General features: G+C 66.7%; 16 protein-coding genes. 14 read left to right on the top strand and 2 right to left on the bottom strand.

The features are described from left to right. Positions 1-150: 150 nt before the first annotated feature. The 8 genes from V3W47_RS08020 (at position 151) to V3W47_RS07985 (ending at position 8,403) form a co-directional block, all read left to right on the top strand. Positions 151-1,200 carry a C39 family peptidase gene (locus V3W47_RS08020; RefSeq protein WP_331824678.1) on the top strand — a complete coding sequence of 350 codons (1,050 nt, stop codon included), beginning with the start codon at positions 151-153 and terminating at the stop codon, positions 1,198-1,200. Positions 1,201-1,328: 128 nt separating this feature from the next. Beyond that, positions 1,329-2,186 (top strand): alpha/beta hydrolase family protein, encoded by an 858-nt coding sequence (locus V3W47_RS08015; protein ID WP_331824677.1) that lies wholly within the window; start codon positions 1,329-1,331, stop codon positions 2,184-2,186. Positions 2,187-2,227: 41 nt separating this feature from the next. Next, entirely contained in the window at positions 2,228-3,337 is a 1,110-nt protein-coding gene (locus V3W47_RS08010; protein ID WP_331824676.1) for a peptidoglycan DD-metalloendopeptidase family protein, read from the top strand. Between the two features lie 534 nt (positions 3,338-3,871). After that, a complete protein-coding gene (locus V3W47_RS08005; protein WP_331824675.1) occupies positions 3,872-5,368 on the top strand; it encodes an ABC transporter substrate-binding protein in 1,497 nt (498 codons plus the stop codon). A gap of 9 nt (positions 5,369-5,377) precedes the next feature. Next, complete coding sequence (locus tag V3W47_RS08000; RefSeq protein ID WP_331824674.1) at positions 5,378-6,343, top strand: ABC transporter permease; 966 nt, start codon at positions 5,378-5,380, stop codon at positions 6,341-6,343. Between the two features lie 70 nt (positions 6,344-6,413). Further along, a complete protein-coding gene (locus V3W47_RS07995; RefSeq protein ID WP_331824854.1) occupies positions 6,414-7,238 on the top strand; it encodes an ABC transporter permease in 825 nt (274 codons plus the stop codon). Between the two features lie 9 nt (positions 7,239-7,247). Beyond that, the gene (locus V3W47_RS07990; protein WP_331824673.1) at positions 7,248-7,991 is read left to right on the top strand and encodes a PIG-L deacetylase family protein; all 744 of its coding nucleotides are present in this window, start codon (positions 7,248-7,250) and stop codon (positions 7,989-7,991) included. 94 nt (positions 7,992-8,085) lie between these two features. Beyond that, the gene (locus V3W47_RS07985; RefSeq protein ID WP_331824672.1) at positions 8,086-8,403 is read left to right on the top strand and encodes a metal-sensitive transcriptional regulator; all 318 of its coding nucleotides are present in this window, start codon (positions 8,086-8,088) and stop codon (positions 8,401-8,403) included. A 107-nt stretch (positions 8,404-8,510) separates the two neighbouring features. On the opposite strand, the gene V3W47_RS07980 is transcribed toward V3W47_RS07985, so the two are convergent. Together V3W47_RS07980 and V3W47_RS07975 are read right to left on the bottom strand one after the other, a co-directional pair. Further along, complete coding sequence (locus V3W47_RS07980) at positions 8,511-8,774, bottom strand: metal-sensitive transcriptional regulator (RefSeq protein WP_331824671.1); 264 nt, start codon at positions 8,772-8,774, stop codon at positions 8,511-8,513. 61 nt (positions 8,775-8,835) lie between these two features. After that, on the bottom strand, positions 8,836-9,039 hold the full coding sequence (locus V3W47_RS07975; protein ID WP_331824670.1) for a CopZ family metallochaperone: 204 nt from the start codon (positions 9,037-9,039) through the stop codon (positions 8,836-8,838). A gap of 153 nt (positions 9,040-9,192) precedes the next feature. On the opposite strand from V3W47_RS07975, the gene V3W47_RS07970 reads away from it, so the two are divergent. From V3W47_RS07970 to V3W47_RS07945, 6 genes are all read left to right on the top strand, one after another. Beyond that, positions 9,193-11,712 carry a heavy metal translocating P-type ATPase gene (locus V3W47_RS07970; RefSeq protein ID WP_331824669.1) on the top strand — a complete coding sequence of 840 codons (2,520 nt, stop codon included), beginning with the start codon at positions 9,193-9,195 and terminating at the stop codon, positions 11,710-11,712. A gap of 46 nt (positions 11,713-11,758) precedes the next feature. Continuing rightward, entirely contained in the window at positions 11,759-12,175 is a 417-nt protein-coding gene (locus tag V3W47_RS07965; RefSeq protein WP_331824668.1) for a hypothetical protein, read from the top strand. Positions 12,176-13,187: 1,012 nt separating this feature from the next. Further along, positions 13,188-13,508 (top strand): hypothetical protein, encoded by a 321-nt coding sequence (locus tag V3W47_RS07960; protein ID WP_331824667.1) that lies wholly within the window; start codon positions 13,188-13,190, stop codon positions 13,506-13,508. A 206-nt stretch (positions 13,509-13,714) separates the two neighbouring features. After that, positions 13,715-14,227 (top strand): signal peptidase II, encoded by a 513-nt coding sequence (gene lspA / locus V3W47_RS07955; RefSeq protein WP_442877211.1) that lies wholly within the window; start codon positions 13,715-13,717, stop codon positions 14,225-14,227. Then, positions 14,224-15,009 carry a hypothetical protein gene (locus V3W47_RS07950; protein WP_331824665.1) on the top strand — a complete coding sequence of 262 codons (786 nt, stop codon included), beginning with the start codon at positions 14,224-14,226 and terminating at the stop codon, positions 15,007-15,009. The genes lspA and V3W47_RS07950 overlap by 4 nt, the downstream gene beginning before the upstream one ends. Positions 15,010-15,038: 29 nt before the next feature. Then, positions 15,039-15,215: a hypothetical protein gene (locus V3W47_RS07945; protein WP_184028067.1), complete on the top strand. Its 177-nt coding sequence runs from the start codon at positions 15,039-15,041 to the stop codon at positions 15,213-15,215. Positions 15,216-15,392 lie beyond the last annotated feature (177 nt).

The raw sequence follows: 15,392 nt of genomic DNA, 5'->3' as shown, positions 1-15,392 counted from the left end.
TCTTCACAGTGTCAGGCTCCTGTAAAGATTCCCTGAGAACGCCCTTGTGGCAGGGGTCATGTGGACGCCAATGAAGAGCAACCCTCAAGTGCATGGCACCGCCCGGCGGGCTTAACACAACGGCAACATTCCGCCGATACCCTGAAACGCGTGAAGTTTTCCCGGACCCTCCTGCTCGGCACCCTGTTCCTCGCTCCAGTGGCTGCGGCGGCACCTTACGCGCAGCAGACCAGCTTCGGTAAGCCCTCGCCCCTGATTCAGGCGGCTCAGGCGCAGACGAGCGTTCCGGCCAGCTGGCTTCCCCTCCCGCCAAGCCGCGGGGGCCGTCTGGAAGGCCCGGTCGTGGACGTCGCCCCGTTCAACGAGCTGATTCCCAGCTGGAATGTCACCGGCCCGGCCTCCAGTGCCGTCACCGTGGAGGTCCGGGTGCGGCGACCGGATGGCCGCTGGACACCGTATTTCGGGTTCGGAACGTGGAGTGCGGCCGGGACCCGGGCGAGCGCCCGCGTTATCCGCACGGCAGACGGGACGGTCAACACCGACACGCTGACGTTGCCGTTCCGCGCCACGGCCTTCCAGTACCGGGCGACGCTCGGTTCCGGCCTGAGCGCACAGCTGCTGTCCTTCAACACGGCGGACACCGCCCTGCGGTTCCGCGGTCAGGGAGCGGCGGGCCAGCCGGGCGCCTGGAACAAGGTGCTGATGGTGCCGGGCCTTTCCCAGATGATCTACCCGAACGGCGGGCCCATCTGGTGCAGTCCGACGAGCGTCAGCATGATCCTGGGGTTCTGGAAGCGGCCCGTCCGCGTGCCGGACGCGGCCAAGGCCACGTACGACCGGACGTACGACGGTTTCGGCAACTGGCCGTTCAACACGGCGTACGCGGCCACGCAGGGGTTGCAGGCCATGGTGACGCGCCTGGGCAGTCTGCGGGACGCCGAAGCGTACCTTCAGCGCGGCCTTCCGCTGGCGCTCAGCCTCCGCTTCAAGGCGGGCGAGCTGCCCGGAGGCCCCCTCTCGTGGTCGAACGGACACCTGCTGGTCCTCACCGGATTCGACGCCCAGGGCAATCCGGTCGTGAATGACCCCGCGGCCAAGAACGACGCTGGCGTCAAGCGCACCTACCCGCGCGCCGTCTTCGAGCGGTTGTGGCTGAACCACGCGGGTGGTATGGCGTACGTGATGGCCCCCCGTCCATGACGACTCACGCGAAAGGTCCAACAAGCATGCCTGACCTGCTCCGGTTCACCCTGCTCCTCGCCTGCCTGAGTGGCGCCGCCCTGGCGCAGGCCCAGCCATACAGCAAAGAGCCCCTGTCGATCGAGCGCATGCGGGCCCGCTCGTACCCCGGCAGCACCCTGACGACCCGGCAGACGCTCTCGCCCGGCGCAACCTACGCCCGGCGTGTCGTGTCGTACCAGTCGGAAGGGTTGCGCATTGAGGCGCTGCTGACCGTGCCCAGCGGGACACCGCCTAAAGGCGGCTGGCCAGCCATCGTGTTCAACCACGGCTACATTCCCCCCCAGCAGTACCGCACCACGGAGCGGTACGTCGCGTACGTGGACGCGTTCGCGCGCGCCGGGTTCGTCGTCCTGAAGCCCGACTACCGCGGCCACGGGAATTCCCAGGGCAGGCCAGCAGGGACGGCGTACTGGTCCCCCGAGTACACCACCGACGTCCTGAACGCCTTCTCGTCCCTGCGGAAGCTGGGGAGCGTGAACCCCGCGCGGATCGGCATGTGGGGCCACTCGATGGGCGGGCACATCACCCTGCGCGCCATGGTCATCAACCCGCAGATCAAGGCCGGCAACATCTGGGCGGGCGTCGTCGGTCCGTACGACCTGATTTTCAAAGATTTGCCCCGCTGGGGGAGCGGTGCGGCCAGCACGGACCCGCGCGCGCAGATGCTCGCGAAGTACGGCACGCCCGCCCAAAGCCCTGCCCTGTACCGGGCGATTTCTCCCAACTCCTTTCTCGCGGACCTTGGGGGGCGCCCCGTGCAACTGCATCACGGCACGGGGGACACGCACGTCCCTGTCTCGTTCTCGCAGGCGCTCGCAAGTGGACTCAAGACCGCCGGGCAGCCCCACACCCTCTTCACCTACCCGGGAGACGACCACAATCTCAGCCGGAATCTGGGTGTGGCGCTCAAACGGTCCGTGGAATTTTTCAAGAAAAGCCTTTGATGCGGCAGGTGCCGTGCGGCGTCCCGCAGTCAGGAACCAACATGAACCACACCGTCATTCCCCTGCAGCGGCTGTCTACCCGCGCCATTGCTCGTTCGTGCCGCGGCCTGCTCCTGGTGGCCGCGCTTCTGGCAGGCACCGCTGACGCTTACACCGTCAGACCGGGCGATACCCTGTACCGTCTCGCGCAGGCCCACGGCACGACCGTCACGGAACTCGTGCGGCTGAACGGTTTGACCGGCACGGGCCTCGAGGTCGGCCAGGTCCTTCAGCTGCCGGGCGAGGGCCCGGTCGTGGGGACCGCTGCTTCCGCGCCGACCACTCCGGCCGACCTGTCCTCCCGGATCAGTGGGGTGACAGTCAGCGCGCCCGTGACGCTGCGGATGGGCGACGCGTTCGTCCTGCGCCTGAGTGGCCCCAGGGCCGGGCAGGCGACTGTGCGTTTCCCCAGCGAAGTGGGTGAGGACGTCCGCCTGCCCGGTGAGCGCTTGAGCCCCGTCGCCGTGGGAAGCGAGTACCTGGTGCTGGGGCGCGCCGTTCTCGGCAAAAGCACGCCCCTGGAGTATGAAGTTCAGGTGGGTGAGGAAGTGGTGGGGGGCTGGATTCCCATCACCGGGCTGGCGCAGCCTCTCCAACGGCTGAACCTGCCGCGCAGCGTCGCGAGCAAGCTTGAAGACCCGGCCCGGAAGGCGGAGGACGCCGCGGTCGAGCAGGCATACGCCCGGCGGACCGCCCAGGCGTGGTCGCAGCCCTTTCAACCGGCGGCGAAGGTGCAGGCGCAAAGCAGCGCGTTCGGGCAGCCGCGGACGTATGTGGCTGGCGGGCCAGTCGGGTACCACTACGGCACGGATTACCTGGCGCCCGCAGGGACTCCCGTGACGGCCGTCAATGCCGGGACGGTCGTCGTGGCGGGTATGTACCCGGTGCGCGGGGGCCTGGTCGTGATTGATCACGGAGCGGGAGTGACCAGCCTGTACTTCCATCAGCGTGCAGTGACGGTCAAAGTCGGGCAGCAGGTTACGCGCGGGCAGAAGGTCGGGGAGGTCGGCAGCACCGGGCTCAGTACCGGGGCGCACCTGCACCTCGAGATGCGGGTGCGTGGTGAGGGCACGGACCCGGCCGGGTGGATGAACCGTCTCTGGCCGAAATAGACAGCGGCTCCAGAGCGGGCCACCATCGCTGAACCACCTGTGGTGAGGCCGTGCTGACCACGAATATCTGCGGGATAGCGGCCGTCGGCATCGCTGGTTGGCTGGCATATTTGGAACTCATAAAATTCCCCTTCCCCTCGTAGGGGATCAGATCAACGTGCAGGGCGTCGTTTCGTGCTCTCAGGTAGGGGGGGGGTCCAGCATGCGATCGCTCGCGAGCCTGCCTAGCGCAGCGGGCTGACTGACGCTTGTCGTCCTGCACTGTATTTTTCCAACTGGGTGATCGCTTGCATTCCCCAGCGATGAGGATTATGGTGATACCCACCCGGGGGGATTGAATTTAAGGTCTGGCATGCTCAGCGCGTGTCCGGGGCAGGTTGTGTCACACCATTCGTCGTGCTCGCATGACCACCGGTGGAAAACCGGTGTGGGAGGTCACCTATGAGACGGAGCCCAGTTGCCCGCTTTCTCACTGCTGCCCTGGCAGTTGCCCTCACGACCACCGCGCATGCTGGACACACCGGGAAGCGCATCGTGCTGGCGATTCCTCAGGACGAGGGCGAACTCTCGCCGTTCACGTACGTCACCGGCTACCCCGGATACAACCTGATGAGCCTGGTGTACGACACGTTGTTCGTCAATGACCTTAACGACGTGCCCCGGCCGTGGCTGGTCGAGTCGTACTCGGTGAAGGACGGGAAGGTCTGGACGCTGAAGTTAAAAGACGGCGTCAAGTGGCACGATGGTCGACCGCTGACCAGCGCGGATGTCAAGTTCAGCTTCGAGTACTACAAGAAGTACCCGGTCGTGGGCCGCTTCGCCTCGGCGGTGCGCCCCATCACCAGCATCCGCACCCCGGACGCACGCACGGTGATCATCACCCTCGAGCAGCCGGGCGCCAATTTCCTCCTCCAGCCTCTCGCGGACGCGCCCATCCTGCCCAGACACATCTGGGAGAGCGTCACCGCTCCGAAGACATTCAAGAACGTCATCGGCTCCGGACCTTACAAACTCGTCGACCACAAGACCGACCAGTCCTACCGTTTAACGGAGAATGCGGATTACTTCGCCGCCAAGCCCGGTGCCGATGAGGTGGTCCTGGCGGTCATTCCGGACCCAACCTCCATGTTCCAGGCGCTCCAGGCCGGGCAGATCAACGCCGCCGCGCGTGAAGTGCCGCCGGAACTCATTCAACGGTTCGCCGGGAACGCCCGCCTGAAGACCCTGCGGGGCCCCAGCTACACGAGTACGCTCTTGCAGTTCAACACCACCACCGCGCCATTTAACAACGTGGGGTTCCGGCGGGTGGTTGCCGGACTGGTCAACAACAAGGCGCTGGTCGAAACGATCCTCCTGGGCAACGGCACTCCCGGCACCGCAGGCTTCGTGCATCCAGACAGTCCCTTCTTCAGCAAAGCGGCCCCGGCCTACCCGAAAATGACGCTGGCGCAGGCGAACAGGGCGCTGGATACCCTCGGCTTCAAGCTCAACCGCGCCGGGGTCCGGATGGGAAGAGATGGCAAACCCCTGGACCTGACCTTTCTGGTCGCCTCCAACAACCCGCAGCGGATTCGCGCGGCGGAGATCATCGCCTCGCAGCTGCGCCCGACGGGCATCCGGCTCACCATCAAGTCGCTGGATCCCACGACGGTTCAGCAGGCGCTGTGGCCCGATTTCGATGTCGCGAAAGGCCGCAATTTCGACGTGGCCATGTGGGGCTGGTCGGCGCCCGTTCAATCGCAGCTCAACCTGGCGGGACTGTTCCACTCGAACCCCGTGATCGGCACCTTGAACGTCGGTGGGTACCGGAACAAGACGGTGGACACCTTGACCACGCGCATGCTGACGACGGTGGATGCCAATGCCCGCGAGACGCTCGCCGCACGCGTTCAGGAGATCATTGCCAAGGACCTGCCGTTCCTGACGCTGTGGTACCCCGACACGGTGTACGCCTTTGACGCGAATGCGTACGACGGCTGGAAGTTCCAGAAGGGGCAGGGCATCATCAACAAGCGTTCGTTCTTGAGGTAAGGGGACGTCATGCTGGAGCGGGTTGGACAGTACGTTCTCGTGTTGATCGCCGCGGTGTCCCTCAACTTCTTCCTGCCGCGTGCCATGCCCGGTTCTCCCTTGCAGTTTCTCGCGGGCGAGGACGTGGCCCTGTTGCCCGCCGAAGACCGCCAGGCGTTGCTCGCCCGCACGGGCCTCGATCAGCCGCTGATGGTGCAGTACGGGAAGTACGTGGGGTCGCTCGCGCGCGGGGACCTGGGCTACTCGTATCAGGCGAACAAGCCCGTCTTGACCATGCTGCTGGAACGGCTGCCGTGGACCCTGCTGCTTACCGGCTCGGCGCTCCTGCTCTCGACCGTCTTCGGCGTGATCGTCGGGGCGCTGGCCGCCTGGCGCCGCAACGGCTGGCTGGACCACGCCACCCTCACGTCCTCGATCTTGCTCGACTCCGTGCCCTCCTTTTGGCTGGGCATGATGCTCGTCGCTTTTTTTGCCGTGCAGTGGCCGCTGTTCCCGGTCTTCGGCGCGCGGACGCCCTGGTCGAGTCTGACGGGTTGGGCCAATGTCATGGACATCGCCCGGCACCTGGTGTTGCCAGTCGTGACCCTCACGCTGGTGAGCTTGTCCGGGACGTTCCTGGTGATGCGGTACGCGATGCTGTCGGTGCTGGGCGAGGATTACATCCGCACGGCCCGTGCCAAAGGCGTCAGCGAACGCCAGGTGCTGTACAAGCACGCACTTCGGAACGCGTCCATGCCGGTGTTCACGGTGTTCATGTTGAATCTCGGGACCCTGGTGGGGGGGGCCGTCGTGATTGAGACGGTCTTCGCCTTCCCTGGTCTCGGACGGATGCTGTTCGAGGCGGCCAGCAACCGCGATTACCCGCTGTTACAGGGAGCTTTCCTGATGGTCACCCTCTCCATTCTTGCGGGGAACATTCTGGCTGACCTGGTCTACCCGCTGCTCGATCCCCGTGTCCGGGTGCAACGTGGCTAGTTCTTCGGCGCCTGTCCTGACCTCACGCGCCGATCCACCGCCCGCCGCTGGCCTGAGAGCTGCCGTGTCGATGCTGCTCTCCACCTGGATGGGCCGAACCGGGCTGGCCCTGCTGCTGTTCTTGCTGTTCCTCGCGGGTGCGGGTCCCTGGATCGCCCCCTACGACGCGGCCGCGCAAACCGGCGCACCGTTCTCCGCGCCCAGTGCCGCGCACTGGCTGGGAACCAACGACATCGGGCAGGACATCCTGTCGGAGTTGATCGTCGGCACGCGCGTGTCGCTCAGCATCGGCTTTACCGCAGCGGCGCTCGCCATCGTGATCGGCACCCTGGTGGGGGTCATCGCGGGCTTTCTGGGAGGCCGTACCGACGCGACACTCATGCGCCTGGTCGATGTCGTGCTGGTGCTGCCGTTCATTCCGTTGATGATCGTCCTGGCCGCCTTTTTCGGCGCGAGCGCCGGAAACCTGATCATCGCCATTTCGCTGCTGATCTGGGCACGTCCCGCCCGCGTCATCCGCTCCAGCGCCCTGGGTATCCGGAACCTGACGTACGTCGAGGGGGCGCAGGCACTCGGCGCGTCGAACCTGCACATCCTCTGGAAACACGTGCTGCCGGGCGTCCTGCCCATTGCCGTCTCGCAGTTCATTCTGGCCGCGTCCAGCAGCATCCTGATCGAGGCGTCCCTGGCCTTCCTGGGCCTGGGCGACCCGATCCGCAAAAGCTGGGGGACCGTGCTGTACTACGCGCAGATCCGTGGAGCGTTTCTCAATGGTTCGTGGCCATGGTGGGTCGTGCCTCCCGGTGTGCTGATCTCCATGGCGGTGCTCGGTTTCGCCCTGACGGGCCGTGCCGTCGAAGCGGCGTTGTTTCCCCGCCTTCAACAGCGTCAGTAAAGGAGCCTCATGCCCAGAACCATTCTGATGCTGGCCACCTTCGGTCTCGAGATCGTGGAAGTGGGCGGAACCCTGGCCAAACACGTGGCCGCCGGAGACACCGTGCATGCTGCGGTGACGCTGGCCCGCCCCGAGTCGCGGGCCGGTATTGAGGCCGCTGCGCGCGTCCTGGGCGTTTCATCGGTCCAGTTTCTGGACTTCACCGCCGGGGAGGTGAGCCTGGACCTGCCGTCCAAGATCTCCCTGGTGAGCTTGTTGCGCGAACTTCGCCCGGACATCCTGATCACGCAGGAACCGGAACATTCGTACCAGGATCTGGATCCGGACCGCCGTGTGGCGATGCTGCTCTACCTCGAGGCTGCGGCCATCGCGGGCCGCAGCTGGCGACAGGAGGAATGCGGCGGGCACCCCCCACACCTGATTCCCTCCGTGTACTTCATGACGCCCCTGCACCCCAACTGCGTGGTGGAGATTGGCAGCACGTTCGCCCTCAAACAACAGGCCATGAACGTTCTGGAGAGTCAGATGCGCTTCACGGCACAGATGCTGCGTACCCGGCTGGACGCAGGCGCCCTCCAGCACATCGTTCCAGGCGGGGAGGTGAGCGACGACGACCTGGAACTCGGACGGGCCCTGCATCTGGAAATGAACAAGGCCGACGCCCTGAGTCACGGTCTGCTGAGCCACAGCGGGGCCACGCTGGCCGAGGCCTTCCGGCACATGAATCCTTTTCGACTGGAGGCTCTGCTGTGAGACGCGACCGGTTTTTCGGGCAGGGCCGTCTCCAAGGTCACCTGACCCCCTGTGCTGCGGGCGCCGTCCCTTGCCTGGGCCTGGCGGCCAGCCGATGACCCCCACCACGAAAGACAGCCTTTGCCTGCATGGGGAACACACCTTGTGCATGCCCGAGTCCAGCCGCAAGGCGGCCCGGCGGCGCCTCGCCATCGCCCACGGCCACCTGGAAAGCATTCAGAGGATGTTGGAAGACCCGAACGTGTACTGCGTGGATGTCCTCAAACAGCTCAAGGCTGTGCAGGGCGCCCTGGCCGGGACCGGTGAGGTGGTCTTGCGGGGCCACCTGGAAGCCCACGTGGCCACTGCGGAGTCCAGGGGTGACACCTCGGAAATCGTGAACGAGCTGATGCACGCCCTGAAATACACTTGAAACGACCTGACGGCCTTCACGTGGAGGGGCTCCTCAGGCTCCCCCTGGGGTGGAATCCAAACAGCGGTCTACCAGGAAGGTAGACCGCTGCCGTGACGCTCTGGCGCTCAGGTATACTTAAGCGCTTCCATCAATTCTTCGACGATCTCGACGCTGTCCCCGCGCGTGGAGGCGGTGGCGACGTGGGCTTCCAGGTGACCCCGCAGCACGACCTCGCCTGCCCCGGACAGCGCCCCTTGCACGGCTTTGAGCTGCCGGAGCACGTCGACACAGTACGCGTCATCCTTGTCCAGCATGGTGACGATGCTGTCCAGGTGACCCCGGGCAATCTTCAGCCGCCGCGCCGCGCGTTTGCGGGCGTCCTCGGGCATGCACAGGTGGCCCGGCGCCGCCGTGTGGCAGGCAGCGGGATCAGCTTTCGCGGCCGTCACTTTAGCCGCGGACCTGGGCGCCGTAGCCTTCTTCCGTGACGGCGGCGATGAGGGCCTGAGGATCCGCCTCTCCCTGGACGCTGGCCGTGCCGCCTTGCAGGTCCACGCGGACGTCCTGCACGCCGGGAACACTCTTGAGCGCGTTCTTGACGGCCGTCTCGCAGTGGCCGCAGGTCATTCCGTTGACAGTCAGTTCGGTGGTCATGGGTCAAGCCTAAACCCTGGAGGGGGGGATGTCAAGCATATAACACTGCATTGGTCGGCGGATTTTGCCTATAGTGCCGACAGGAAGGGTTGTCACCGGGGGGTTCCTGACGTATGCTTCTGTTATACCCCCTGGAGGGGGATAGGAGAAGCCATGAGCAAAACAGTGGAGCTGGGCGTGCAGGGCATGACCTGTGCCAGTTGCGTGGGGCGCGTCGAGCGGGGCCTGAAGAAGGTGACGGGTGTCGAGACCGCCACCGTGAATCTGGCCACCGAGCGCGCCACCGTCACCTACGACCCGCAGCAGACGGACCCGCAGGCCCTCCTCGCGAAGGTCAAGGATATTGGTTACGAGCCGCTGGTGGGCGAGGCTGACCTGAGCATTCAGGGCATGACCTGCGCGAGTTGCGTGGGCCGGGTCGAGCGCGCCCTGCGCAAAGTCGACGGCGTCCTGGACGCCACCGTGAACCTGGCCACCGAGCGCGCTTCCGTCCGTTACCTGCCGTCGGCCGTGAGCGTGGGCCAGCTCAAGGCCGTGGTGACCGCCGCGGGGTACGAAGTCCTGGACACCGGGGCGGGAGCGGACCGCAGCGACCAAGAACGTGAGGCCCGCGAGCAGGAAGTCCGGTCGCTGCGCCGGGCCGTGACCTTCAGCGCCATCTTCGCCATTCCCCTGGCCATCCTGGCGATGGTCCCGATGCTCGTGCCCGCTGTGAACGACTGGCTAATGGGAACTTTCGGACACGGGGTCATGACCACCCTGAACTGGGTCATGCTCGCCCTCGCCGTGCCTGTGCAGTTCGGCCCCGGGATGCGCTTCTACCGCCTGGGCTGGAAGGCGCTGAAAAACCGCTCCCCCGACATGAACTCCCTGGTGATGATCGGCACCTCGGCGGCCTTCTTCTACTCGTTGGTCGTCACGCTCGCGCCGCAGGTCTTTCCCGAAGGCACCGCGCACGTGTACTACGAGGCGGCCGCCGTTGTGATCACCCTGATCCTGCTGGGCAAGTACTTCGAGGCCATCGCCAAGGGACGAAGCAGCGAGGCGATGAAGAAGCTGCTGAGCCTCCAGGCGAAAACGGCGCGGGTGGTCCGGGGCGGCCAGGAACTCGAGCTGCCCACCGACGAGGTGCTGATCGGCGACCTGATCTCCGTCCGTCCCGGCGATAAGATCCCCGTCGACGGCGAGGTCACCCTGGGCAACTCCTTCGTGGACGAGAGCATGATTACCGGCGAACCGATCCCCGTCGCCAAGCAGACCGGCGCGGCGGTCGTCGGCGGCACCATTAACCAGAACGGCGCCTTTCAGTTCAAGGCGACCCGGATCGGGGCGGATACGGCTCTCGCGCAGATCATCAAGCTGGTGGAGAGCGCCCAGGGCAGCAAGCCCCCCATCCAGGGCCTCGCGGACCGGGTCGTCTCGGTCTTCGTCCCGGTCGTCATCGGCATCGCCGCCCTGACCTTTCTGATCTGGATGCTGCTCGGCGGGAGCACCGCCCTCTCGTTCGCCCTGGTCACGACCGTCGCGGTGCTGATCATCGCCTGCCCCTGCGCGATGGGGCTCGCCACGCCGACCAGCATCATGGTGGGCACCGGCAAAGCGGCGGAACTGGGCGTGCTGTTTCGCAGCGGCACGGCGCTGGAGGGCCTCCAGGGCGTGAACGTGGTCGCCGTGGACAAGACCGGCACCCTGACCAAGGGCAAGCCGGAACTGACGGACCTGGTGACCGCCCCCGGCTTCGACCGGACCGAGGTGCTGAAGCTGGTCGCGGCCGCCGAAGAGCAGAGCGAACACCCCATCGCCCGGGCCATCGTGGACGCGGCGAAGAGGGAGGGCATGGCCATCCTCCCCCTGGAGAGCTTCGAGGCGGTGCCCGGCTACGGCCTGGAGGCGCGCGTGGAAGGCCGCCTGGTGCAGGTCGGCGCCGACCGCTACATGCACAGGCTCGGGCTGAACGTGGGCGAGTTCGCCGCGCAGGCCGAACGGCTCGGAGACGAGGGCAAGAGTCCGCTGTACGCGGCCATTGACAGTCAACTCGCCGCCGTGATCGCCGTGGCCGACCCGATCAAGGAGGGCAGCCCCGAGGCGGTTCAGGTGCTGCACCGCCAGGGCCTCAAGGTCGCCATGATCACCGGGGACAATGCCCGGACCGCGAACGCTATCGCCCGCCAGCTCGGCATCGACGAGGTGCTCGCCGAGGTGCTGCCCAGCGGGAAGAGTGACGCCGTGAAGGCGTTGCAGGCCAAGGGGCAGAAGGTGGCTTTCGTGGGAGACGGCATCAACGACGCGCCCGCCCTCGCCCAGGCCGATGTGGGCCTCGCCATCGGCACCGGCACCGACGTGGCCGTCGAGACCGCCGACGTGATCCTGATGTCGGGCGACCTGCGCGGCGTGCCCAATGCCTACGCGCTCTCACGTGCCACCCTGCGGAACATCAAGCTCAACCTGTTCTGGGCCTTCGCGTACAACATCGTGTTGATTCCGGTCGCGGCGGGCGTGCTGTACCCGGCCTTCGGTTGGCTGCTCAGCCCGGTGCTCGCCGCCGCCGCGATGGGCTTTTCCAGCGTCTTCGTGCTGACCAACGCCCTGAGATTACGCGGGTTCAAGCCACCCGTTCGCCCGCAGCCGGTTTCCGTGGCTCCCCAGCGGCCGCTGCTCGATGCCCGCGTCTGACTGTGATCAAGTGGGCGCCTACACTTTTCCTCACAGGAGTTTTCCCATGACCAAACTGACTGTTGGACCCTGGATCGCCGCCCAGAAGCTTCCTCACCGTGACGTCTCGCGCAACCGCCCCGCCTTCCTGGAACGCACCCGGGTGCGGCAGGATACGCAGTCAGTCGCTGGCTTTCCCCTGGTGGGTCTGGGAGGCAGCTGCGGGAAGCCGTGCTTCGCCTTGCCTTACGTGCTCACGTGGACCGAAGAAAACACCCAGCAGCTTGAGGAGGTAGCGGCCGAGTTCGGGTGCTATGTCGAGTACGGCGTGTACCCCCACTTGAAGCTGCGCGAGAACGATCAGGAGGTGGCCGCGGTGCAGGACTGGACGACGTCCGCCACCGTGTACTTGCGCCCCGGGTACGATCGGGCCGAGGAACTGCTGGTTCGGCTCGCCGACACGCTGAACCCGGCTTCCTCCTGAGGCGAGCGTTCTCGGAACCCGGGCGGCCGAGGACTCCTCGGCCGCCCTTCTTGTTCCTGGACCTGCCCCGCTTTTGCCGTTCTTCCGCTCATTGCATGCACCGGGTCGCCTACGGATCTGATGCTCGCTTGATCTTACTCACGACGTCCTCGGTCGGCCCGTTGCTCGGGCGCAGGGTCATGGTGGCCAAGAGCGCCTCTTGCTCCCCACAGGACTGGTCGCCAGCGTTTGGGGAGCAGGCAAGCCGTAGGAAGTTGACTGGCTCCACCCGCCCATCAAAGCGTGAAACGCGGTGAGGCTCGCCCGGCAGGATGGCTGGCAATCGCTGCCAGGGAAGAAGGGGGAGAGTACACCAGGAACGGCTTCCTTCTGGGGCGAGCCGGGCAGGACGTGGGCGGTCCTCTGCCCGCGCCAAGGTTCAGGGTGCTGAGGGGGCCGCGCCACCTCTCATACCGGGCATCGTCTCGTGATCCATACCGGGCATGGGAGGCAGACTGGGGTCCATCGCAGGAGTGGTGATCAGGCCGCGGTCCGACATCGAGTTGGCCAGCCAGGCCGCACCCAGGACTGCCGCCAGCACAAGGAGGGCGCCCAGCCAGAAGCCGGACCTCCCACGGCGAGACGGTGAGGGCGTCACCGGGATACCCGGCTGGGAGGAGGACGAACGGAAGAGACAGCGGATGTGGGTATAGGCATGGGGGAGACCCTCCGCCGGAAGCTTAGGCAGGGGCTGTTAGGTCCGTGTAAAGGTCTTTTGATTGCACCTGAACTCGACTCCTGTGCCGTGCAGCCCATGAGCGACCACCTGGCCTCCCGCGCCTGACGAGCCGGGCCTATACCCAGCTCAACGACGTGGACCGGGTGGTGGCGGACGTGCGGCAGGTGATGCGGTGACGTGGACGCTTCGGCGTTCCTGGAAGGCTGGACGGCTCGTGCTCGCCGCTGCGGTGGCCGGGCTGGCGGTCCTGGGCGTGGGGCTGGGTTCACGGTAGAGCGCCGATGGCAGGGCGAGGTGTACTGCATCGAGCGGCCGGGCACGCTGTGGAACGGCCTGGCGCCGCTGCCAAGCGGTCTGACGCCGGAGTGTCCGACCTACAGCCGGGCCTACCGGCAGGAGGTTCGCCAGGGGCTTGCCCGCATCGAGCAGTACCGGCTGTCCGGCTGGCAACCGAAGGCCCTGCTCGATCCGTTCAAGCGGGCGGGCTACTGGCAACTTAATGACCCGTTGCCGAGCAACTACTCGGCCTTCTTGAGCTGGGAAAGCGACGTAGTGCAGTACCTCGCCACCCGGGAGGAGGGCACCACGCTCATCGCCATCAGCGGTCGGCCGTGAGGTTGTTCTCTCCTGGACGTTCAAATGGGGACAGGAGAGGAGGTTGAGAGCGCCTTGGCGTTTCTTCCGTGCCGCTGCTGGCGCGATCCCTCTACCCCAGCACCACGGCTTCTCCGTTAACGACAATGAAACGATCTGCCCTCCTCCCTCGGGGCGAACTCCTCTCGCGCCTACACCTGTACTTCTGTACAGACTTGCTTCCGACATTGCTACAGTCAGGTATGCCCCGTCTCGCCCTCCTCGCGCTGATCACCCTGTGCATCGTCCTCGACCTCGCCCTCAAAAGCTGGGCTCGCGCGGAGTTGCCCGGGGAGGTGCGGCCCTGGCTCCCCGGCGTCCTCGACCTGACCCTGACCTACAACACCGGCGCGGCGTGGAGCCTGCTGTCCGGCGCCGCCCTGCCCCTCGCCCTGGTGCGTGGGGCGGTGGGGCTGGGCCTGGTCGTCTTCCTGCTGCGGCGCCCCCGGCCCACCGGGCAGGCCCTCGCGCTCAGCCTGATCGCCGGGGGGGCCCTCGGCAACGCCCTCGACGGCCTGAGCGCCGGGCGCGTGACGGACATGCTGGCCTCACCGGCGCTGTCGGCGGTCACCCGCGCCCTGGGACAGGGCGACTTCCCGGTGTTCAACCTCGCGGACGTCTGGGTGGTCGGGGGGGTGCTGCTCCTGCTGCTCAGCGAGTGGGTTCGGGCGCGCCGCACCCGCGGCGTGGTGCCCGCATGACGGGGCCTGCGCGCGGAACCTTCCCGCCTGGCCCCCCGGACGGCGGGCGGGCCCCATCCGAGGTCGAGGATCAGCGGCTGGCCCGGCTGGGAGGCGCTGGCGCCCTGCTGGCGGGTCTGCTGTTCCTGCTCTCCCTGGTTTACGTGTATGGCGTCCTGGCCCAGGCCGGGCTGGACGTTGAGATGTTCGACGATCAGGCGCGGCTGCTGCCCTGGGTGGCCGAGCACGCCCGCGCCTACACCGGCCTGTGGTGGCTGACCCTGCTCTCCACCCTGGCCCTGCTGCCCGCACCGCTGGCGCTGCATGACCGGCTGCGATATGGGGCCCGAGGTGTCTCCCGCGTCGCGGGCGTGGCCGGGCTGGGTGGCATGGTCTTCGGGCTGGCCGCCCCGCTCGTGCTGGCCGCCGCGTCGCCCATCCTGGCGCAGAGCTACGTGCAGACCTCCGGGGAGACGCGGGACGCGGTGCAGGTCATGGGGCGGATGGTCGGCGACCTGGCCCTCCACCTGCGCCTGGGGTCGGACCTGCTCCTCGGCGTGTGGTTGGGTGTGAGTGGGGGTCTGCTGCTGCGCCTGCGACAAAACGCCATCTTGGGCACGTGGTTCCTGGTGACGGCGGTGCTCGCGGGCGTGGTGATCGCCACCAAACCGCTGGGGATCGCGGACCTAGAACCGTTCCTCGCGCCGGTGCTGAGCCTCGCGTACCTGGGGCTGGGCACGGCGCTCCTGCGTGGTGCGGGGGCCACCCGGGCACCCACCGGCACACCGCGCCCACCTGCATGATGGCTCCCATCTCAGCTCTGTTTCCTGGTGTGCCCAGCAAGGTGGACGGCTTGATGGTGGAAGTGGTGCTGGACGAACCGGGCACCCCACCCCAGGCCGGGGACACGGTGTCCGACCCGGCCGGGAACGACGACCGGGTCTTGCAGAGTCTCAGCCTGGGCGCGGCCCAGGGATGGTGGCTGATCGAGGGCCAGCTCATCCTCTGAAATCAGCGGGGCGTCCTCTTCACCCTCCACCGGGCACACGCGAGCCCCAGGAGGCCCAGGGCTGATCCCCCCACCGGCCAGTCCCCCAGCCGGACGTACCAGGTCTGCCCTTCCTGCAAGGCAAAGCGCGCCTGAAGCGTTCCCGCCTGCTTGACCGGCAGCGCCTGCGTCACCCGG

It is taken from the genome of Deinococcus sp. YIM 134068, from assembly GCF_036543075.1.
Classification (GTDB): Bacteria; Deinococcota; Deinococci; order Deinococcales; family Deinococcaceae; genus Deinococcus; species Deinococcus lichenicola.
The sequence above is the reverse complement of the archived record's forward strand: the minus strand, read 5'-3'. Positions and strand labels throughout refer to the sequence as shown.